The organism is Vibrio sp. F13, assembly GCF_020806305.2.
GTDB classification, from domain to species: domain Bacteria; phylum Pseudomonadota; class Gammaproteobacteria; order Enterobacterales; family Vibrionaceae; genus Vibrio; species Vibrio crassostreae_C.
Window position 1 is genome coordinate 2,274,750 of record NZ_CP170175.1, and the last position, 19,427, is coordinate 2,294,176.

At 45.1% G+C, this 19,427-nt stretch carries 20 protein-coding genes; 10 read left to right on the forward strand and 10 right to left on the reverse strand.

All coding sequences use genetic code 11. The features are described 5' to 3' along the window. The first annotated feature begins 3 nt into the window (after window positions 1-3). Both LMH68_RS10640 and luxS read left to right on the forward strand, forming a co-directional pair. A complete protein-coding gene (locus LMH68_RS10640; RefSeq protein WP_017629422.1) occupies window positions 4-654 on the forward strand; it encodes a hypothetical protein in 651 nt (216 codons plus the stop codon). Window positions 655-678: 24 nt separating this feature from the next. Beyond that, a complete protein-coding gene (luxS, locus tag LMH68_RS10645; protein WP_017056597.1) occupies window positions 679-1,197 on the forward strand; it encodes an S-ribosylhomocysteine lyase in 519 nt (172 codons plus the stop codon). A gap of 97 nt (window positions 1,198-1,294) precedes the next feature. On the opposite strand, the gene LMH68_RS10650 is transcribed toward luxS, so the two are convergent. Further along, window positions 1,295-2,566 carry an HlyC/CorC family transporter gene (locus LMH68_RS10650; RefSeq protein ID WP_017063233.1) on the reverse strand — a complete coding sequence of 424 codons (1,272 nt, stop codon included), beginning with the start codon at window positions 2,564-2,566 and terminating at the stop codon, window positions 1,295-1,297. A gap of 127 nt (window positions 2,567-2,693) precedes the next feature. Beyond that, window positions 2,694-3,488, reverse strand: coding sequence for an inner membrane protein YpjD (locus LMH68_RS10655; RefSeq protein ID WP_019825854.1), 795 nt, complete (start codon window positions 3,486-3,488; stop codon window positions 2,694-2,696). Window positions 3,489-3,688: 200 nt separating this feature from the next. Here LMH68_RS10655 and ffh point away from each other — a divergent pair, with 200 nt between their 5' ends. The 5 genes from ffh (at window position 3,689) to rplS (ending at window position 7,303) form a co-directional block, all read left to right on the forward strand. Then, entirely contained in the window at window positions 3,689-5,083 is a 1,395-nt protein-coding gene (gene ffh, locus LMH68_RS10660) for a signal recognition particle protein (RefSeq protein WP_010435884.1), read from the forward strand. Window positions 5,084-5,295: 212 nt separating this feature from the next. Further along, window positions 5,296-5,544 carry a 30S ribosomal protein S16 gene (gene rpsP / locus LMH68_RS10665; protein WP_004410028.1) on the forward strand — a complete coding sequence of 83 codons (249 nt, stop codon included), beginning with the start codon at window positions 5,296-5,298 and terminating at the stop codon, window positions 5,542-5,544. 24 nt (window positions 5,545-5,568) lie between these two features. Then, entirely contained in the window at window positions 5,569-6,123 is a 555-nt protein-coding gene (gene rimM / locus LMH68_RS10670; RefSeq protein ID WP_017063236.1) for a ribosome maturation factor RimM, read from the forward strand. Window positions 6,124-6,149: 26 nt separating this feature from the next. Beyond that, on the forward strand, window positions 6,150-6,890 hold the full coding sequence (gene trmD / locus LMH68_RS10675) for a tRNA (guanosine(37)-N1)-methyltransferase TrmD (protein ID WP_017061056.1): 741 nt from the start codon (window positions 6,150-6,152) through the stop codon (window positions 6,888-6,890). Window positions 6,891-6,949: 59 nt separating this feature from the next. After that, on the forward strand, window positions 6,950-7,303 hold the full coding sequence (gene rplS / locus LMH68_RS10680) for a 50S ribosomal protein L19 (RefSeq protein WP_004735514.1): 354 nt from the start codon (window positions 6,950-6,952) through the stop codon (window positions 7,301-7,303). A gap of 311 nt (window positions 7,304-7,614) precedes the next feature. Here rplS and yacG read toward each other — a convergent pair whose 3' ends face one another. From yacG to nadC, 8 genes are all read right to left on the reverse strand, one after another. Beyond that, window positions 7,615-7,812 carry a DNA gyrase inhibitor YacG gene (gene yacG, locus LMH68_RS10685; protein WP_004735515.1) on the reverse strand — a complete coding sequence of 66 codons (198 nt, stop codon included), beginning with the start codon at window positions 7,810-7,812 and terminating at the stop codon, window positions 7,615-7,617. An 81-nt stretch (window positions 7,813-7,893) separates the two neighbouring features. Beyond that, entirely contained in the window at window positions 7,894-8,634 is a 741-nt protein-coding gene (gene zapD, locus LMH68_RS10690; RefSeq protein ID WP_017063237.1) for a cell division protein ZapD, read from the reverse strand. Between the two features lie 26 nt (window positions 8,635-8,660). Further along, complete coding sequence (coaE, locus tag LMH68_RS10695) at window positions 8,661-9,275, reverse strand: dephospho-CoA kinase (protein ID WP_229647627.1); 615 nt, start codon at window positions 9,273-9,275, stop codon at window positions 8,661-8,663. Between the two features lie 2 nt (window positions 9,276-9,277). Beyond that, window positions 9,278-10,147 carry a prepilin peptidase gene (locus LMH68_RS10700; protein ID WP_229647628.1) on the reverse strand — a complete coding sequence of 290 codons (870 nt, stop codon included), beginning with the start codon at window positions 10,145-10,147 and terminating at the stop codon, window positions 9,278-9,280. A 67-nt stretch (window positions 10,148-10,214) separates the two neighbouring features. Further along, the gene (locus tag LMH68_RS10705) at window positions 10,215-11,444 is read right to left on the reverse strand and encodes a type II secretion system F family protein (RefSeq protein WP_017065898.1); all 1,230 of its coding nucleotides are present in this window, start codon (window positions 11,442-11,444) and stop codon (window positions 10,215-10,217) included. Window positions 11,445-11,459: 15 nt separating this feature from the next. Then, window positions 11,460-13,145 carry a type IV-A pilus assembly ATPase PilB gene (gene pilB, locus LMH68_RS10710; protein WP_229647629.1) on the reverse strand — a complete coding sequence of 562 codons (1,686 nt, stop codon included), beginning with the start codon at window positions 13,143-13,145 and terminating at the stop codon, window positions 11,460-11,462. A gap of 6 nt (window positions 13,146-13,151) precedes the next feature. Next, window positions 13,152-13,607 carry a pilin gene (locus tag LMH68_RS10715; protein ID WP_229647630.1) on the reverse strand — a complete coding sequence of 152 codons (456 nt, stop codon included), beginning with the start codon at window positions 13,605-13,607 and terminating at the stop codon, window positions 13,152-13,154. A gap of 253 nt (window positions 13,608-13,860) precedes the next feature. Beyond that, window positions 13,861-14,751: a carboxylating nicotinate-nucleotide diphosphorylase gene (gene nadC / locus LMH68_RS10720; protein ID WP_017065901.1), complete on the reverse strand. Its 891-nt coding sequence runs from the start codon at window positions 14,749-14,751 to the stop codon at window positions 13,861-13,863. 83 nt (window positions 14,752-14,834) lie between these two features. Here nadC and ampD point away from each other — a divergent pair, with 83 nt between their 5' ends. The 3 genes from ampD (at window position 14,835) to aceE (ending at window position 19,405) form a co-directional block, all read left to right on the forward strand. Further along, window positions 14,835-15,434, forward strand: coding sequence for a 1,6-anhydro-N-acetylmuramyl-L-alanine amidase AmpD (ampD, locus tag LMH68_RS10725; RefSeq protein ID WP_229647631.1), 600 nt, complete (start codon window positions 14,835-14,837; stop codon window positions 15,432-15,434). Window positions 15,435-15,917: 483 nt separating this feature from the next. Beyond that, window positions 15,918-16,679: a pyruvate dehydrogenase complex transcriptional repressor PdhR gene (gene pdhR / locus LMH68_RS10730; RefSeq protein ID WP_009847596.1), complete on the forward strand. Its 762-nt coding sequence runs from the start codon at window positions 15,918-15,920 to the stop codon at window positions 16,677-16,679. Between the two features lie 62 nt (window positions 16,680-16,741). After that, window positions 16,742-19,405 carry a pyruvate dehydrogenase (acetyl-transferring), homodimeric type gene (gene aceE / locus LMH68_RS10735; protein WP_017059442.1) on the forward strand — a complete coding sequence of 888 codons (2,664 nt, stop codon included), beginning with the start codon at window positions 16,742-16,744 and terminating at the stop codon, window positions 19,403-19,405. The last annotated feature ends 22 nt before the right edge of the window (window positions 19,406-19,427 follow it).

A 19,427-nucleotide genomic window follows, 5' to 3' on the forward strand; every position in this document is an offset into this window, starting at 1 on the left:
TTGGTGGAAAGGAAGCAAGCCTTATTAGGTCAGCCTACTCGAGTGAGTAGTAAATGGTTACCTGTAGTGACTGTTGGTGTTGTCTCTAGCCTGTTGGTTGGATGTGCAACGCCACCGCCAAAGCAGCAAGATAATTTGTGTAGCATCTTTCGAGAGCACCCTTCATGGTATGAAGATGCCTTGGATATGCAAGAAGAATGGGGAACGCCGATTAACGTTGCGATGGCTTTTGTGAAACAAGAGAGTAGCTATCGTCATGATGCGCGCCCACCTAAAGATTACATTCTTGGCTTTATACCGTGGGGGCGTGTAAGCAGTGCCTACGGTTATGCACAAGCTCAAGATCCTGCTTGGGAAGACTTCCAAAAGGCGACCAATAACGGTGGTTCAAGAACCAACTTTGATGATGCATTGATGTTCATCGGTTGGTATACCAGCGAGACGCGTCGTCAATTGGGCATCTCACTATGGGACCCATATAACCAATACCTGGCTTATCATGAAGGCCGTGGTGGTTATAAGCGTAAGTCATACAACAGCAAGCCATCGCTAATTAAGGTGGCGCGCAAAGTCGAACAGCAAGCAAAAGATTATGGATGGCAGCTGAAACAGTGCCGCAAAGAACTAGAAGACAATCGAAGCTGGTTTTTCTAAAGCCAGCCGTCATGGAGAAGAGCAATGCCTTTATTAGATAGTTTCACTGTTGATCACACACGCATGAACGCACCTGCCGTTCGTGTTGCTAAAACAATGCAAACCCCAAAAGGGGATACCATCACTGTGTTTGACCTGCGTTTTACTGCGCCAAACAAAGACATCCTATCTGAGAAAGGTATCCATACTCTAGAGCACCTATATGCTGGTTTCATGCGTAATCAATTGAACGGTTCAGATGTAGAGATCATCGATATCTCACCGATGGGCTGTCGCACTGGTTTCTACATGAGCCTGATTGGTACGCCTACAGAACAACAAGTGGCTGACGGTTGGTTGGCAGCGATGCAAGACGTACTGAAAGTTGAGAACCAGAATAAGATCCCTGAGCTGAACGAATACCAATGTGGTACCGCGGCAATGCACTCTTTGGATGAAGCGAAAGAGATCGCGAATGCGATCATCGCTGCAGGCATCTCTGTAAACAAGAATGATGAACTGGCACTGCCAGAGTCTATGCTGCAAGAGCTTAAGATCGACTAGTCATTGATAGCTACCCTAGATAGGGCGAGTTAGATACTAAAAGGCCCGGTTCAATGAACCGGGTCTTTTGTTTATGTGAGCTTCAGTGATAACTCAGTTAGCCGTTCACGATCTGTGGGAACACGCGAACCAGTTTGATGCGGTTCTCTTCAAGCTCAACAATTTCCATTGGGTGGCTGGCAACCTGAACACTGAGGTGACTCTCAGGAATATCTTCAAGATGTTCCAGTATCAAACCATTCAGCGTTCTTGGGCCATCGGTAGGCAGTGCCCACTGTAAGCCTTTGTTGATATCTCGGATATTGGCACTGCCTTCAATCAAGAAGCTGCCATCGCTTTGCGGAGTAATCTCTTCAGATAAGCTTGGGGTGATTGAGGTGGTAAACTCACCTACGATCTCTTCTAGAATATCTTCTAATGTAACCAAACCATTGATGTCGCCATACTCATCAACAATCAAACCGATGCGCTGCTTATTGCGTTGAAACTTAAGCAGTTGAATATTGAGTGGTGTCGCTTCAGGAATAAAGTAGATCTCATCCGCGGCACGCAACAGGGTTTCTTTATTGAATTCGTTCTTTTCAAGCATCAGACGGTAAGCTTCACGCAGCCTAAGCATGCCGACCACTTCATCTATTTGGTCACGGTACAGCACTACGCGACCATGAGGCGAGTGGGTAAGTTGACGAACGATCGATTTCCAGTCGTCATTGATGTCGATACCAGTAATCTCATTACGCGGCACCATGATGTCGTTCACGGTGACGTGCTCTAAATCCAGAATAGACACCAACATATCTTGGTGACGTTGAGGGATTAAGCTACCGGCTTCATTTACCACGGTTCTAAGCTCTTCGGAGCTCAAGTGGTCGGTTGCATCATGGCTGGCTTTAACGCCTAAGATACGAATGAAGCCGTTGGTAATGAAGTTCACTAAGATCACCAATGGTGATAGCACCTTCATCAGTATCATCAAAAGGATACTACTCGCGTAAGAGACACGTTCAGGAAATAGAGAAGCGATGGTCTTTGGGGTTACCTCGGCGAATACTAGGATCACGAGAGTCAGGGTACCAGTAGCGATAGCCACACCGATATCCCCGTAGATGCGCATACCAAGAATAGTAGCGATCGCAGATGCAAGAATGTTGACGAGATTGTTGCCGATGAGGATGAGGCCAATCAATCTGTCTGGGCGGTTCAGAAGTTTTTCTACACGTTTGGCACCTTTATGACCCGTATTGGCCAAGTGCTTTAAACGGTAGCGGTTCAGGGACATCATGCCCGTTTCGGAACCAGAGAAATAACCAGAAATTACAATGAGACACGCGAGTAGCGCAAATAAGATACCCGTTGATATGTCGTCCAAAACTATTCTTTTCCTATTTGTGTATCTTGATTAATTTATGACCGAACATGGTCGAGATGTCAATTGAATGTATTGCACTCAATATTTTAAAGGCAAGGTATGTGAGACCTTGCCTTTATTTTACAGACTAGTTCAGGATGATTTCCTGGACGAAGCGGCTACCGAAGTAGGCTAATGTGAGCATGCTGGCGCCGGCCAGTGCGAACCAAGTGACTTTCTGTCCACGCCAACCTTTCTGATAGTGACCCCACAGAAGGATGGAGTAGATAACCCAAGCGATAAAAGACAACACAGCCTTGTGTGCCTTTCCTTGAGCAAACATATCTTGCACGAAGATGAGACCCGTTAACAAGGTACCTGTTAATAAGCCATTACCAATCAAAATGATCTTGAAAAGCTGTCTTTCCACCATCATTAAAGGAGGTAGGTTAGGGTTTATCACTAAGGCTTTTTTCTTTTTAAGTTTGTGATCTAGCCACGCAAGTTGCAGGGCGTATAGCGCACCGATAGTTAACGTTGCGTATGAGAATAGAGCCAAAGAGATGTGCACGAGCAGTTTTGGGTCATTCTCTAGATGTTTGATGAAGGTGCTTGGAAGAAAAGTGGCAGCCATCAAGTTCAGCGCAGCGAAGCTATAGACGACGGGTAAGATAAACCACAGACGGGTTTTGAGCATTGCACCGCTCATTACCACAGATATGATTAAACTGATTAATGAAGCAACGTTCAAGATACTGAGGTTTTGGCCACTGGCATTAAAAATCAAATCGCCAAGCAACCAAGCATGGAAAGCTAGAGCAAGTAATGCGCTGATAAACACCGTTTTTACACGGATTCCTGTTTGGTGCACGAGACCTGGAATGATCGTGGAAATCGCCATTGTATAAAGAAAGGCTGCTGCGATCGCAATAAGACTGTCCATGGTATCCATTTTAATGATTACTAATTGGCGAATTATACCTCGCATCGCTCTTTGGGGCTATGGCGAACCTCATTCAATTCCAAGTGAATAATGTCTCACATCACAAGCACGGATGATTAACGCTCTACAACGGGTATGACTCTAATCCGCGCTAATGTATACTCACAGTAATAGTCGCAGTTTTGAGCGAAGAGAAAACTATGTTTGATAATTTAACGGATCGTCTATCCAAAACGCTGAAGAACATCAGCGGTAAAGGTCGTCTGACCGAAGACAATATTAAAGAGACGCTGCGTGAAGTACGTATGGCGCTACTTGAAGCCGACGTTGCACTGCCCGTTGTCCGCGATTTTGTTAAGCGCGTAAAAGAAGGCGCTGTGGGTGTTGAGGTTTCTAAATCTCTAACGCCTGGTCAAGAATTCATTAAGATCGTTCAAGCTGAACTTGAAGCGGTGATGGGTGAGTCTAACGAGGCTCTTAACCTAGCAGCGCAGCCGCCAGCCGTTATCTTAATGGCGGGTCTACAAGGTGCGGGTAAAACCACATCGGTAGGTAAGCTATCTAAGCTTCTAACTGAGCGTGACAAGAAGAAAGTCTTGGTTGTGTCTGCCGACGTTTACCGTCCAGCGGCAATCAAACAGCTTGAAACGTTAGCAAGCGATGTTGGCGTAGACTTCTTCCCATCTTCAGCTGATCAAAAACCTCTTGATATTGCAAACGCTGCAATCGACCACGCGAAGAAGAAATTCTACGACGTGCTACTTGTCGATACTGCGGGTCGTTTGGCTATCGATGAAGAGATGATGGGCGAGATCAAAGAGCTTCATACTGCAATTAAACCAGTAGAGACACTGTTCGTTGTTGATGCAATGACAGGTCAAGATGCTGCGAATACTGCAAAAGCCTTTGGTGATGCGCTACCACTAACCGGTGTTATCTTGACGAAAGTGGATGGTGATGCGCGTGGTGGTGCTGCTCTGTCTGTTCGTCATATCACAGGCAAGCCGATTAAATTCTTGGGTGTTGGTGAAAAGACTGACGCACTAGAACCGTTCCACCCAGATCGTGTTGCTTCTCGTATCTTAGGTATGGGCGACGTACTGTCTCTTATTGAAGACCTACAGAAAAACGTTGATACCGAGAAAGCAGAGAAACTGGCTAAGAAGTTCAAAGAGAAGAAAGGCTTTGACCTTGAAGACTTCCGTGAACAACTAGGTCAGATGCAAAACATGGGCGGCATGATGGGTATGATGGATAAGCTTCCAGGCATGTCTCAGCTACCAGATAACGTTAAAGATAAAGTTGATGACAAGATGTTCAAGCAAATGGAAGCGATCATCAACTCTATGACCATGAAAGAGCGTCAACGCCCTGACCTAATCAAAGGCTCTCGCAAAAAGCGTATTGCCGCTGGTTCTGGTACACAGGTACAAGATGTAAACCGTATGCTTAAGCAGTTCACCCAAATGCAGAAGATGATGAAGAAGATGCAGAAAGGTGGCATGAAAGGCATGATGCGCAACATGCAAGGCATGATGGGCGGCGGTGGAGGTATGGGCGGAATGGGTGGTGGCTTTAACCCGTTTGGTCGATAATCTACAAATGTAAGCTTTAGCTACGTTACTTTTCATAGTGTTAGCCGTGTCACAGAAAGTGTACGGCAGCTATGTTGGTGAAAAAATAGCTAAAGCCCTTGCATTGCACCGGAATAAGAGTAAAATTCCGGGGCTTTAATTTGGCACGAGACCCCAAGCTATTTACTTATACTTGGGGTTAATTATTTTATTAAGAAAGCAAAGAGGACGACATGGTAACCATTCGTTTGGCACGTCACGGTGCAAAGAAGCGCCCATTTTATCAAATCGTAGTTGCGGATAGCCGTAACGCTGCAACTGGCCGTTTCATCGAGAAAGTAGGTTTCTTTAACCCTACAGCTCAAGGTCAAGAAGAAGGTCTACGTCTAGACCTAGATCGTGTTAACCACTGGGTTGGTCAAGGCGCATCTCTATCTGATCGTGTAGCTAAGCTAGTTAAAGACGCTCAAAAAGCGGCTTAATTCTTTTTTAAAGAGAAATAGCTTATGTCGATGAAGGGTAAAGAAACTATGAGCGAGCAAAATAATAGAATTGTCATGGGTAAACTTGGGTCTACCTATGGTATTCGTGGCTGGCTCAAAGTGTTCTCCTACACAGACAATGCTGAAAGCATATTTGATTACAGCCCTTGGTATTTAAACCTAAAGGGTAAGTGGGTTGAGTACAAAGTTGAGAGCTGGAAACGTCATGGCCAAGGTTATGTATGTAAGCTAGCGGGATTAGATGTTCGTGAAGACGCGCAACTGATGACTAACTTTGAAATTGCTATTGATCCTGCTTCGTTACCTGAATTGTCAGAAGATGAATTCTACTGGCGCGAATTGTTCGGTATGCAAGTTTTTACCACTAAAGGTTACGACCTTGGTGAGGTCACTGACCTATTAGAAACTGGCTCGAACGATGTTCTAGTAATCAAAGCAAATCTTAAAGATGCTTTTGGCCAAAAGGAACGGTTAGTACCGTACCTTGAAGAGCAAGTGATCAAGAAAGTTGATCGCGAAGCTCGCCGGATCGAAGTTGACTGGGATCCTGGATTCTAACTCCAAATTACAGAGCGAGAGAACACATGTGGGTTGGCATTATTAGCCTTTTTCCTGAAATGTTCCGTTCTGTTACTGATTTTGGAGTAACAGGTCAAGCGGTTAAAAAAGGTCTTTTATCTATTGAGACATGGAATCCTCGTGATTTCACTCATGATAAACATCGCACTGTTGATGACAGACCTTACGGTGGTGGTCCTGGCATGTTAATGATGGTTCAGCCTTTGCGCGACGCTATCACAACGGCCAAGCAAGCAGCACCGGGAAAGACGAAAGTTATCTATCTTTCACCTCAAGGTCGTAAACTCGACCAGAAAGGTGTTGAAGAGCTGGCAACAAACGAGAATTTACTTCTTATTTGTGGTCGCTACGAAGGGGTAGATGAGCGCATCATTCAATCTGAAGTTGACGAAGAATGGTCGATTGGAGATTTTGTGATGACGGGTGGCGAACTGCCAGCCATGACGCTGATTGATTCAGTATCTCGGTTTGTTCCGGGTGTACTTGGAGATTTCGCTTCAGCAGAAGAAGATTCTTTTGCAAATGGTTTGCTAGATTGTCCCCATTATACGCGCCCTGAGGTGCTAGACGATAAAGATGTGCCATCGGTACTCAAGTCTGGAAACCATAAGGATATTCGTCGCTGGCGATTAAAACAATCGTTGGGCCGAACTTGGCTAAGAAGACCAGAACTCCTGGAAAACCTAGCTCTGACTGACGAACAGGAACAATTACTGGCTGAATTCATTAAAGAGCAACGCTCTTAACGAAAAGCAAGCAGTAACCTATTAAATTTAGTATCAGTTTATTCTAGGAATTTATACAAATGAGCAACATCATCAAGGCTCTTGAAGAAGAGCAACTAAAATCAGACCTTCCTAAATTCGCACCAGGTGACACTGTTGTAGTTCAGGTTAAGGTAAAAGAAGGTGACCGTGAGCGTCTACAGGCTTTCGAAGGCGTTGTAATCGCTATTCGTAACCGTGGTCTACACTCTGCATTCACAGTTCGTAAGATCTCGAACGGTGAAGGCGTAGAGCGTGCGTTCCAAACTCACTCTCCAATGGTTGATAGCATCGAAGTTAAACGCCGTGGTGCAGTACGTCGTGCCAAGTTGTACTACCTACGTGAGCGTTCTGGTAAGTCAGCTCGTATTAAAGAGAAGCTTACTAAGAAGTAATTCTTTTTGCATTCTATCGATAAAAGCGGAGCCATTTGGCTCCGCTTTTTTGTGTCTGTTATTTGGAGCTTAGCAGGTAAGAGATCCCCAATTCGCTCGTACCTCACTCTTGAGGATGACAAACCAGACGAAACTCATATTTAACCGTCATTCCCTAGACTGACGAAGGAAGGAGTAGGGAATCTCTACTAGCGCCGTGTTATAGGCAATAAAAAAGGATTGACGTTAAACGCCAACCCTTCAAAATTTACTCGCTACTCGCTACTCGCTACTCGCTACTCGCTACTCGCTACTCGCTACTCGCTACTCGCTTAGTGCGGATCTTCCGACCAACCATCGCTATCTGACATATCTGGTGCGCCAGCGATGCTGTTTTCTTCGTCTGCCCATTCACCGAAATCAATCATCTGACATTGCTTGCTGCAAAACGGGCGGTGCGGGCTTTGTTCGCCCCATTCAACGTCAGCATTACATTGAGGGCATTTAACGATGGTGATTTTCTTCGACATAGTGATTCTTAATTTGAAGGTGTAATAATAGTGGGTTTAGGCTCGAGTGAGGACTCAAGCCAAACTATAAAAGGAAATTAATTAGGTGCAGATTGCCAATTCAAATTCGATGTCTTGAGTACAGGCTTGCCCAGTTTCAAAGCTCATGAACTTAACAGCAAAGCGGTTCTTGTGACCGGAGATCATCGGGTAGGCACCGTATTGCATCGGAATAGAAAGACGAAGGATATTCGCTTCATCTGCATCGCTCTGGAAGAAGCCAGCACGAGCGATTTGCTCTTTGAAGTGACCCGTTTCTCTGGTGAGCTTCAACCACAGTGTTAGCGCTTCATACAGAGGCTGTAAGCTGTCCATCCAAGCTTTAGCATCTCGCATTCTCTTATCAAGAGGAAGGTGCAGCCAATAATGCAGTGCCGGTAAATCAAAGCAGCATGAGCCACCTGGAAGATTAAAGCGCTGGCGAATCGCACTCAGGAAGCGGTCTTCTTTAAGTGATTGGCCAAAACGTTCTGCCTGCATCAGATCACGATAGATGTTACCAATGTCATTAAGTAGTGATGTCAGCATCTCTTGATCGACACCTTCAACATCCAACCAACTTTTGTAGGTTACACGTTGCTTCTCAATATCTTTTGCCAGTTCGCTCTTGAGTTGGATCTGTTCGAAGATTTCAATCAGATCAAAGATGGAACGGAAAAAGAGTTGATACTGTTGAGCATCGGAAAATGTAGAAGACAAGTGTAGCTGCCTCAAGAGTGATTCGACTCTTAAGTAGATGCGTGTTTTCTCATTTAGAGGATGTTCAAATTTATGGGTGATCATCGAGCAAACCTTCATTCAACATTGTTCTATTCTGACCCATCTACAGCACTGATTGCCAGATACTTTTGATGTAAATCTGTGATTTGAGGCAAAAGTTCTTGGTTTTTAGTATGGTTTTTAATCACGTCATCTGCAACTGCTAAGCGTTGTTCTCTTGAAGCCTGTGATTTTAAAATTGATGCAACTTGTTCCCTAGAAACATTGTCACGACTCATTGTGCGTTCTATTTGCACTTCTGTAGGCACATCAACGATTAAAACGCGATCGGCCATGCCTTGCATTTGGTTTTCAACCAATAGCGGTGCGACTAATAAAGCATAAGGGGATGTGACTTTAGACAGGTCACTGTCAATTTTGTCACGGATCATGGGATGAAGAAGATCATTGAGCCACTGCTTCTCTTTAGGATCAGAGAAGATCAGCTCACGCAGTCGACTTCGGTTGAGAGTTCCATCTTCAAGCAAGATAGACTCACCAAAGTGTTCTGTAATCTGTTTTAAACCGTCACTGCCCAGCGCAACCACTTCACGTGCCACGATATCAGCATCAACAATATCAATATTAAAATGCTCATTGAACAGGTTAGCGACCGTGGTTTTGCCACTGGCGATACCGCCGCTTAATCCGATAATGATTGCCATGGTTAAATTCCTAGTACAGAAGTGAAATACCAACCCATGATGTCGTTACCCCACATCAAGCTTACCCAACCCGCAATTGCAAGGTAAGGGCCAAATGGAAAGGCTTTATCGATGCCTTGCTGTTTCAGGCGAAGTTGAATTAAACCAAACACAAGGCCTACCAGCGAAGATAAAAGGATGATCATCGGTAGGTGTTGCCAACCAAGCCATGCACCAAGCGCAGCCAGGAGTTTGAAGTCACCGTAACCCATGCCTTCTTTACCTGTTAGCAGTTTGAACAACCAATAAACAGACCATAAAGCGAGGTAACCAGCCATTGCGCCAACCACGGAATCTTGCAGCGATACTGGGCCGATATTAAACAGTGCTAATGCGATACCGGACCATACCAAAGGCAAGGTGATTTGATCAGGGAGCAGCATGGTATCGAGATCGATAAAGGTTGCGGTAATCAATGCAAACGTGAAAAAGATCAGAGCGATGGCGTAATAACTGAAACCAAAATGACTAGCGACTGCGGTACAAAGGATTGCGGTAAGCAGTTCGACTAAAGGGTAGCGAGCACTGATTGGGTTAGCACAGCTATGGCACTTCCCCTTTAAGAACAGCCAGCTTAACACTGGGATATTGTCGACGATTCTTAATTGGGTTTTGCATTTCGGGCAGGTTGAACGAGGAATACTGAGATTAAACTTCCCCTCTGGCGCTGGAATTTTATATTGAGAGAAATACTCCGAGCACTCTTGTTGCCATTCTCGTTCCATCATAATCGGTAAACGGTGTATGACGACGTTGAGGAAGCTGCCAATAAGAAGGCTAAAAATGAAAGCTAATACGGGGAATAGCCAAGGATAGTAGTGAAATACTTCCATAGTGTCCTTTACCACTTGATCTATATGAGCAGAAGTTTGCTACTCATGGGTGTTTAGTTGCTTTTAACTATCCTAACACACTCATAAGATTAAAGATCGGTAAGTACATCGCAACCACAAGCCCTCCAACAACCGTTCCTAAAAACACGATGATCAATGGCTCTAAGATCTTGCCCAGATTATCGACGGTGTTGTCTACTTCGAACTCGTAAATGGAGGCGACTTTATTGAGCATATCATCAAGATTTCCTGATTCTTCACCAATCATCACCATCTGCAAAACCATCTCTGGGAAGGCATTGGTATTGCGCATTGCAATGTACATCGGCATGCCAGCAGCCGTTTCTCGGTGAACCTCAATGATGGCCGATTCATAATGCAGGTTGCCTGCGGTTTTGGCTGTGGTTTTAAGGCTCATTAAAATCGGAATGCCAGAACTAAAGCTGGTTGATAAGGTTCGGCTGAATTTGGCAATAGAGGCTTTGGCTAATACGCCACCAAGAACAGGAAAGCGTAATCCTAGCCGACTAACAGACAGTTTGATCGAGTGGGAACGCTGACACAGTTGGTAAATAATCAGGACAACAAGCCCTATGCCTACGGCAGTATAAAAGCTGTAGGCCTGCATCCAATGGGAAAGATAAAGCACTTGCTGGGTGAACCAAGGTAAGTCTGCTCCGAAACCAGAAAACATCGATTCAAATTCAGGAATGACCATGGTCAGCATTAAGTAGGAAACGGTAAGGGCGACCGCTACAACCATTGCTGGGTAGATGAGAGCTTTTATAACCTTGGATTTTAGTTGCTCACTCTTTTCACGATAGGTCGCCAAGCGTTCAAATACTTGTGCAAGGTTGCCGGAGAGTTCGCCTGTCGCGACCAAGTCGGTATACAGATCATCAAAGTGGCGGCTTGCGGTTCGCATCGCTTTTGAAATAGGAGTGCCGGCTTCTACACCTTTGCAGATGTGCGATAAAATTGATTTCATTTCTGCTTTACGGTGATTGTCTGATACCAACTTTATCGCTTGTACGATAGGCACACCAGTAGCCAGCATCGTCGCAAGTTGCCGAGTTAAAATTGTGATGTCTTTGGCTTTGACGCGATGTGTTAAACGAGTGACGGCTGAAATACTTTTCTTTTTGATTTTCTTAATCTGAATATGCTGTTCTTTGAGCTTTTCTCGTACTTCCAATTCGGTGAGCGCTAACGTTTGCCCAGACACTTTCTTGCCTGAGCTGTTAATGCCTTTCCAGTGATAGCTTTTTAATTGTGATTGTTTGGACTTGCTACTCATTGGTGCTCCATTGGTTTATATGTACAGAACACGTTGCAGCTCTTGATAGCTGGTGGTGCCTTCAAGCAATTTATCTAGCCCCGACTCTTGCAGAGTTCTCATGCCTTCTCGGCGAGCCAAGTTTTCAATGGCCAACGCGTTCGGTTTGTCGATCAGGCTGCTTTTCAGTTGATCGCTAAACGGCATCACTTCATAGATACCCACTCGCCCCGAATAACCCTGGTTACACTCATTGCAACCTTTAGGACTCGCTTTGTAGATGGTTTGGCTGTTAGGAATGGAGTGACGCAGGAATATGTCTGGCGAGTCGTCATTTTCTTTGCAGTGGTTGCATAATCGTCTTGCCAGTCGCTGGGCGATAATCAAACTCAATGATGAAGCGAGGTTAAAGGGTTCTATCCCCATATGAGCGAGTCGAGTGACGGTTTCTGCGGCGGAGTTAGTGTGCAGTGTCGAAAGTACTAAGTGACCGGTTTGCGATGCTTTGATCGCGATTTCGGCGGTTTCCAAGTCGCGGATCTCTCCAACCATCACAACATCAGGATCTTGTCGTAAAAATGATCGCAGTGCTTCAGCAAACCCAAAGCCGATCTTAGGTGTTACTTGTACTTGGTTGATACCACACAGGTTAATTTCCACCGGGTCTTCGGCTGTTGAGATGTTGCGTTCCGTAGTGTTGAGCACGCGAAGGCCAGTATAAAGAGAAACCGTTTTACCGCTGCCGGTTGGCCCGGTCATTAAGATCATCCCTTGCGGGCGCTTTAGTGCATTGAGGTAGAGGGCTTTTTGAGCCTCGCTGTAACCGAGCTTGTCTATATCGAGATTGGCCGCACTGCTATCAAGCAATCGCAGTACGATCTTCTCGCCCCATAAGGTAGGCAGCGTTGATACGCGCATATCAATTGCCAGTTCGTCATTTAAACGCAGTTTGATACGGCCATCTTGAGGTAAGCGACGTTCGGCAATATCGAGTTTAGCGAGGATCTTTAAGCGAGCTGACAGACGACGGCTTAAATGAGAGGCGGGTTGTTGGATCTCGACAAGGATGCCATCGCAACGTAGACGTACGCGGTAGTTTTCTTCATAAGGTTCGAAGTGGATGTCCGATGCGCCTTTACGCACCGCATCAACCAGTATCTGATTGATAAAGCGACTCACAGGAGAGTCATCTTGGCTGAGATCTTCTATCGACGTTATTTCGTCGTCAGATACCTTGACGAGGTTAGCTAGCTCATCTTGGGTGATCTCTTTACGCTTAGAATCTTGCCCGGAAATAGAGCGGCCATACAGCTTGCGTATCGCACCTTCTAATTCAGAGTAGTTAGCGACAACCAATTCAACTTGCAATCCTGTCGCAAAGCGGAAGTCATCTTCAGCCTGTAAATCCGTAGGGTCGGCAGAAGCGAGTGTGAGAGTTGAGCTAGAAACTGAAATTGGAATAGCACGATACTTAGTAATCAGTTCACGAAGCCCTAATTGTTCACTCAGGGATTCGTAGTCAGTATTGGCTAATCGTATTAACGGTAAGCCGAAGATGGTTTTTATGTTGTTTGCTAAGGAATCGCCTGTGAATAACTTAAGAATGAGTAAAGCTTCAGGTGTCGAAATACCTGAAGCTTGTACATGTTCTGCCACGGCTTGTTCCTGAGTCAGGCTAAGTAAATCAGCCTGACGTAGAACGGTTGGGAGGTTGGTTAGCATTGAATATTATAATTTACAGTTTTTTGGTAATAGTTCGTCCTCGACACCATCTGTTGCATCGCTATCACATTCCCATTCGCCATCCCCTGAGCGGCCTAATACAAAAACTTTATCATGTAAAATGGTACTAACTCCGGAGCTTGCGAATGTAAATACGATGGTGCCAACACCAGCTGATGTGTCAGGTTCAAATGTAATCGCTCCAACTGGTATCTTTGATGGGACACCTAGCGCATTAGTTAAGCTATTAGCAGGAAAAGCCCCGTTTTCCGCGGCATAAGCCTCTACATTAGTTTTTATACCTGTCATTGTAGCAAGAGCTGAAGCAACTTCTGCTTTGGCTACATATTTTTGATATTGAGGAATGGCAATCGCAGACAATACGCCAATTACCGCCACCACAATCATCAATTCAATCAGCGTAAAGCCTTTCTGATTTGTTCTTTTACTTTTGTTATTCATTGTCTAATTCCATTGTTTAGTTTGTTTCAGTGCAGGCACTGGTTGATGGAAAGAATAGAAGTTGAGATGGGGGAGTGGAATGGTGTTCAGGTGTGGTCGCGAGTGGTTTGGTATTTATTGGTGTAGTGTTTCATATAGCAGGCAAAATTATGCGATCAGCTTAAATAACTGCTTGAAATACTGATAATTCAGGCAATAAAAAAGGCACCGTTATCAACAGTGCCTTTACAGAAATTAATTATTATTCAGTCAATTACGCTTTGAATCTCATTGATAGATCCATTGCTTTTAGGTGCTTAGTTAATGCGCCTACCGAGATGTAATCAACGCCTGTTTCAGCGAACTCAGCAATGGTATCTAGAGTCACGTTGCCAGAGTTTTCTAGTGCTGCACGTCCTGCGTTGATTTTCACAGCTTCGCGCATCATGTCTGTGGTGAAGTTATCTAGCATGATGATGTCTGCGCCAGCGCTGATCGCTTGCTCTAGCTCTTCTAGGCTTTCGGTTTCCACTTCTACTGGCTTTCCTGGGTTCAGCTCTTTTGCAGTAGAGATAGCCTTCTCAATGCCACCACAAGCGATGATGTGGTTTTCTTTGATTAGGTAAGCATCGAACACACCGATACGGTGATTGAAACCGCCACCACAAGCCACCGCGTATTTCAGTGCGCTGCGTAGGCCAGGAATCGTTTTACGTGTATCTAACAAGCGGCATTCGGTGTGTTTGATTTTGTCTGCGTAGATAGCTGTAGTAGTCGCACAGCCAGATAGCGTTTGAATGAAGTTCATTGCGTTACGCTCACCCGTTAATAGCGCGCGTGCTGGGCCAGTTAGGGTGCAAAGTGTTTGGTTTGGTTCAACCTTGTCGCCATCTTCTACATTCCACTCGATAGTCACTTCACCGCCCAATTGCTTAAACACTTCATCAGCCCAAGCTTTACCACAGAACACGCCGTGCTCACGGGTAATGATGGTTGCACTGTTGATTGCGTCTGCAGGGATTAGACTTGCCGTAATATCAGCCGCTGGATCTAACGTACCACCTAGATCTTCTTTGATAGTCTCGGCTACTGCACGAGTGATCTCTAGAGGCAGTTGCTCTTTTAAGTAGTCAAGGCGTTGGTGGCTGTTATGTGTGTTTTTCATCGCAAATCTAATCTTGAAAGGGAGTGGGAATGGAATGATACTCTTGCTTAACTTCAAATTAAAGAGGCTAGCGCGACTGCTCTATGGGCAAGGTCACATCTTATTGTGCTAGCAGAAAAGAAAGTGAGACCAAGATGACGATCAGCTCCAACGGATGGTACGACAACGCTCGGCATGTTCCTTCTCCGTATTTTGATGCTCGACCGAGTGCCGACGATATCTCTCTGCTGGTGGTTCACAACATTAGCTTGCCTCCGGGTCAATTTGGTGGGCCTTACATAGAACTGTTTTTTACGGGCAAACTCGACCCGAAGGAACACCCGTTTTTTAAGGTGATTCACCAAATGGGCGTGTCGGCGCACTGTTTGATTCGTCGCGATGGGGAAGTGGTGCAGTTCGTTTCTTTCTTAGACCGAGCTTGGCATGCGGGTCAATCGAGCTTCGCTGGCCGTGAAAGATGTAATGACTACTCTATTGGCATTGAACTGGAAGGCAGTGACTTTGTTGCTTATACCGAGCAGCAATACCAATCTTTGGCTCAATTAACGGAGACATTGGTGTCGAACTTCCCGCAGATTACGCGTCAGCGTATCACTGGCCATCAATACATCGCTCCGCTACGAAAGACTGACCCCGGTTTGGTTTTTGATTGGAAGAAATATCAAGGCCAACTGAGTTTCTAAATCCGAATTCACAACAAGACTCTGCTCATTGAAGGGCTCTAGATAATCAACGATGAGCATAATTGTTTGTGAATTTTTGTTGTGCTTTTGTAAAGGAAGTGGTCGGACGGGGAGCATCAATAAATCGAGAGTGTGACGAGCTTATCAAACACTCATTTATTAAAACTTATGAACAGAATTTCCACCCTAAATGTGCGCTTGGTTCGATTTTTAAACGAGTGACACTAATCTTTCTGAAACAATTCATTTTTATCCTGAAACTTTCTAGCACGAACACTCCCCAAAAGTATTACCCCTGTAAATGGTAAGACCAATTTGGTTGCTGTTTTAAATTTCATTTGTTAAATCATGGTTAATTCACGCTGTATTCTATGATGCAGGTCAATTTTAGGCTGGACAGTGGCGTTTTAATTATGTTAATTTCTGCCCAACTTAAAATTGGTATTACCAATTGTCAGCGAAGAAAAAGAAGAACAACAAACTATGGCTTATCAAAGGATTCGTCAGCCAAAACTCTCCGATGTTATCGAACAAGAGTTAGAAAGGTTGATAGTGGAAGGAACACTGGCTCCAGGGCAGCAGCTGCCGCCTGAGCGCGAACTGGCGAAACAGTTCGATGTGTCTCGTCCTTCGATCCGAGAAGCGATACAACGTTTAGAAGCAAAACGCTTGCTTACTCGCCGTCAAGGTGGAGGTACGTTTGTTAGCGAAAATATCTGGAAAAGCTTTTCAGATCCTTTGCTTAATTTGTTGTCGTCCCATTCTGAAACCCAACTAGACTTGTTGGAATCGCGTCATGCGATGGAAGGGATTTCGGCTTACTTTGCGGCATTACGTGGCACTGATGAAGACTTTGCTCGAATTCAAGCATGCCAAGAAAAAATTCGCGGTGCGCAAGATAAGGGTGATATTGAAGCCGAATCTGCAGCAGTGATGGCTTTTCTTATTGCTTTAACAGAGGCAGCGCACAATGTGGTGTTATTGCACATTGTTCGTAGCTTGGCTCCGTTACTCGAACAAAACGTCTTAGAAAATTTAAAGCTGTTGCATCGTCGTAAAGACGTTGTGGAGAAAGTGAGTATACATCGAGCTAACATTGTGGATGCGATCGTTTCAGGACAGCCAGAACAGGCACGTGAAATGTCACACTCTCATTTAGCTTACATCGAAGAAACATTGATGGATTTGACCAAAGAAGAGTCGCGCCGCGAACGTTCTTTACGTCGAATTCAACAGGGTAAATAGCCGTAATACTTCGGCTTTTTACGTGTTTAGTAGAATCCAACTAACAAAAAGGATAGATCGCCATGTCTGACATGAAGCATGACGTTGATGCTCTGGAAACTCAAGATTGGTTAGAAGCTCTTGAGTCAGTAGTACGTGAAGAAGGTGTAGAACGTGCACAGTTTTTACTAGAACAAGTTCTAGATAAAGCGCGTTTAGATGGTGTTGATATGGCTACAGGCATCAACACAAACTACATCAACACAATTCCAGCAGCACAAGAGCCAGCTTACCCTGGTGACGTAACTCTTGAGCGTCGTATTCGTTCGATTATTCGCTGGAACGCAATCATGATCGTATTGCGTGCTTCTAAGAAAGACCTAGACCTTGGTGGTCACATGGCTTCTTACCAGTCAGCAGCAGCGTTCTACGAAGTATGTTTCAACCACTTCTTCCGTGCTCCAAACGAGACAGACGGTGGCGATCTAGTTTACTACCAAGGTCACATCTCTCCAGGTATCTACTCTCGTGCATTCGTTGAAGGTCGTCTAACTGAAGAACAGCTAGATAACTTCCGTCAAGAAGTTGATGGTAAAGGTATCCCTTCTTACCCGCACCCGAAACTGATGCCTGAGTTCTGGCAGTTCCCGACAGTATCTATGGGTCTTGGCCCTATCTCTGCTATCTACCAAGCGCGCTTCCTTAAGTACCTTGACGGCCGTGGCCTGAAAGAAACTTCAGCGCAACGCGTATACGCGTTCCTAGGTGACGGTGAGATGGATGAGCCAGAATCACGTGGTGCTATCTCTTTCGCTGCGCGTGAGAAGCTAGATAACCTATGTTTCCTAATCAACTGTAACCTACAGCGTCTAGACGGCCCTGTAATGGGTAACGGTAGCATCATCCAAGAACTTGAAGGCCTATTCAAAGGTGCAGGTTGGAACGTTGTTAAAGTTATCTGGGGTAGCAACTGGGATTCTCTACTAGCTAAAGACACTACTGGTAAGCTTCTTCAACTAATGAACGAAACTATCGATGGTGACTACCAAACATTCAAATCTAAAGATGGCGCATACGTACGTGAGCACTTCTTTGGTAAGTACCCAGAAACAGCTGCACTAGTTGCAGACATGACTGATGACGAAATCTTCGCTCTTAAGCGTGGTGGTCACGATTCTTCTAAACTGTTTGCTGCATTCAACAATGCTAAAGAGACAAACGGTAAGCCAACTGTAATCCTAGCTAAGACTGTTAAAGGTTACGGCATGGGTGATGCAGCTGAAGGTAAGAACATTGCACACGGTGTTAAGAAAATGGACATGACTCATGTTCAACACCTACGTGATCGCCTAGGCCTAGAAGACATCCTTTCAGATGAGAAGATCGCTGAACTTCCTTACCTGAAATTGGAAGAAGGTACGCCTGAGTACGAATACATGCACGCTCGTCGTAACGCTCTACACGGTTACACACCTGCACGTCTTCCTAAGTTTACTCAAGAGTTCAAGGTTCCTGAGCTAGACGCATTCGCACCTCTACTAGGTGAACAGAAGCGTGATATCTCTACAACTATGGCTTATGTACGTACGCTAAACATCCTTCTTAAAGATAAGAACATTGGTAAGAACATCGTTCCTATCATCTGTGATGAAGCTCGTACATTCGGTATGGAAGGTCTATTCCGTCAGGTTGGTATCTACAACCCACACGGTCAAGAATACACACCTGAAGATAAAGGCATCGTTTCTTACTACAAAGAAGCAACGTCTGGTCAAGTTCTTCAAGAAGGTATCAACGAACTAGGTTCTATGGCTTCATGGGTTGCTGCTGCAACTTCATACAGCACAAACGATCTACCGATGATCCCGTTCTACATCTACTACTCAATGTTCGGTTTCCAACGTATTGGTGACATGGCATGGCTAGCAGGCGACCAACAAGCTCGTGGCTTCCTACTAGGTGCTACTGCAGGTCGTACAACACTGAACGGTGAAGGTCTACAGCACGAAGATGGTCACTCGCACATCCAAGCGAACACTATCCCTAACTGTATCTCTTACGACCCAACGTTCGCTTACGAGCTAGCGGTAATCATGCAAGACGGTATCCGTCGCATGTACGGTCCTGAGCAAGAGAACGTTTACTACTACCTAACAGTAATGAACGAGAACTACGCAATGCCAGCAATGCCAGAAGGCGCTGAAGAAGGCATCCGTAAAGGTATCTACAAGCTTGAATCTCACGCTGGTGCTAAGGGCAAAGTTCAACTAATGAGCTCTGGTACTATCATGAACGAAGCGCGTAAAGCGGCTGAAATTCTAAGCGAAGAGTACGGCGTAGCATCTGACGTATTCTCAGTAACGTCGTTCAACGAACTAACTCGTGACGGCCAAGCGGTAGAGCGTGACAACATGCTTCACCCAGAAGCTGAAGAGAAAGTACCGTACATCACGACTGTTCTTGGTAAAGAACCTGCAATCGCAGTGACTGACTACATGAAGAACTACGCTGAGCAAGTACGTGCGTACATGCCAACTGAGTCTTACAAAGTACTTGGTACAGATGGTTTCGGCCGCTCTGACAGCCGTGCAAACCTACGTCGTCACTTCGAAGTTAACGCTGGCTACATCGTAGTTGCAGCTCTAACTGAACTGGCTAAACGTGGTGACATCGAGAAATCTGTAGTTGTTGAAGCAATTGCTAAATTCGATATCGACACTGAAAAAACAAACCCACAATACGCTTAATACAGCGCTTAACTAGAAGGTA

Bases quoted from the DNA above. Each gene is read 5' to 3' on its own strand.
- luxS (WP_017056597.1), top strand. From the start codon at position 679: ATGCCTTTATTAGATAGTTTCACTGTTGATCACACACGCATGAACGCA.
- LMH68_RS10655 (WP_019825854.1), bottom strand. From the start codon at position 3,488: ATGGACAGTCTTATTGCGATCGCAGCAGCCTTTCTTTATACAATGGCG.
- ffh (WP_010435884.1), top strand. From the start codon at position 3,689: ATGTTTGATAATTTAACGGATCGTCTATCCAAAACGCTGAAGAACATC.
- rpsP (WP_004410028.1), top strand. From the start codon at position 5,296: ATGGTAACCATTCGTTTGGCACGTCACGGTGCAAAGAAGCGCCCATTT.
- rimM (WP_017063236.1), top strand. From the start codon at position 5,569: ATGTCGATGAAGGGTAAAGAAACTATGAGCGAGCAAAATAATAGAATT.
- trmD (WP_017061056.1), top strand. From the start codon at position 6,150: ATGTGGGTTGGCATTATTAGCCTTTTTCCTGAAATGTTCCGTTCTGTT.
- rplS (WP_004735514.1), top strand. From the start codon at position 6,950: ATGAGCAACATCATCAAGGCTCTTGAAGAAGAGCAACTAAAATCAGAC.
- yacG (WP_004735515.1), bottom strand. From the start codon at position 7,812: ATGTCGAAGAAAATCACCATCGTTAAATGCCCTCAATGTAATGCTGAC.
- zapD (WP_017063237.1), bottom strand. From the start codon at position 8,634: ATGATCACCCATAAATTTGAACATCCTCTAAATGAGAAAACACGCATC.
- coaE (WP_229647627.1), bottom strand. From the start codon at position 9,275: ATGGCAATCATTATCGGATTAAGCGGCGGTATCGCCAGTGGCAAAACC.
- LMH68_RS10700 (WP_229647628.1), bottom strand. From the start codon at position 10,147: ATGGAAGTATTTCACTACTATCCTTGGCTATTCCCCGTATTAGCTTTC.
- LMH68_RS10705 (WP_017065898.1), bottom strand. From the start codon at position 11,444: ATGAGTAGCAAGTCCAAACAATCACAATTAAAAAGCTATCACTGGAAA.
- pilB (WP_229647629.1), bottom strand. From the start codon at position 13,145: ATGCTAACCAACCTCCCAACCGTTCTACGTCAGGCTGATTTACTTAGC.
- LMH68_RS10715 (WP_229647630.1), bottom strand. From the start codon at position 13,607: ATGAATAACAAAAGTAAAAGAACAAATCAGAAAGGCTTTACGCTGATT.
- nadC (WP_017065901.1), bottom strand. From the start codon at position 14,751: ATGAAAAACACACATAACAGCCACCAACGCCTTGACTACTTAAAAGAG.
- ampD (WP_229647631.1), top strand. From the start codon at position 14,835: ATGGGCAAGGTCACATCTTATTGTGCTAGCAGAAAAGAAAGTGAGACC.
- pdhR (WP_009847596.1), top strand. From the start codon at position 15,918: ATGGCTTATCAAAGGATTCGTCAGCCAAAACTCTCCGATGTTATCGAA.
- aceE (WP_017059442.1), top strand. From the start codon at position 16,742: ATGTCTGACATGAAGCATGACGTTGATGCTCTGGAAACTCAAGATTGG.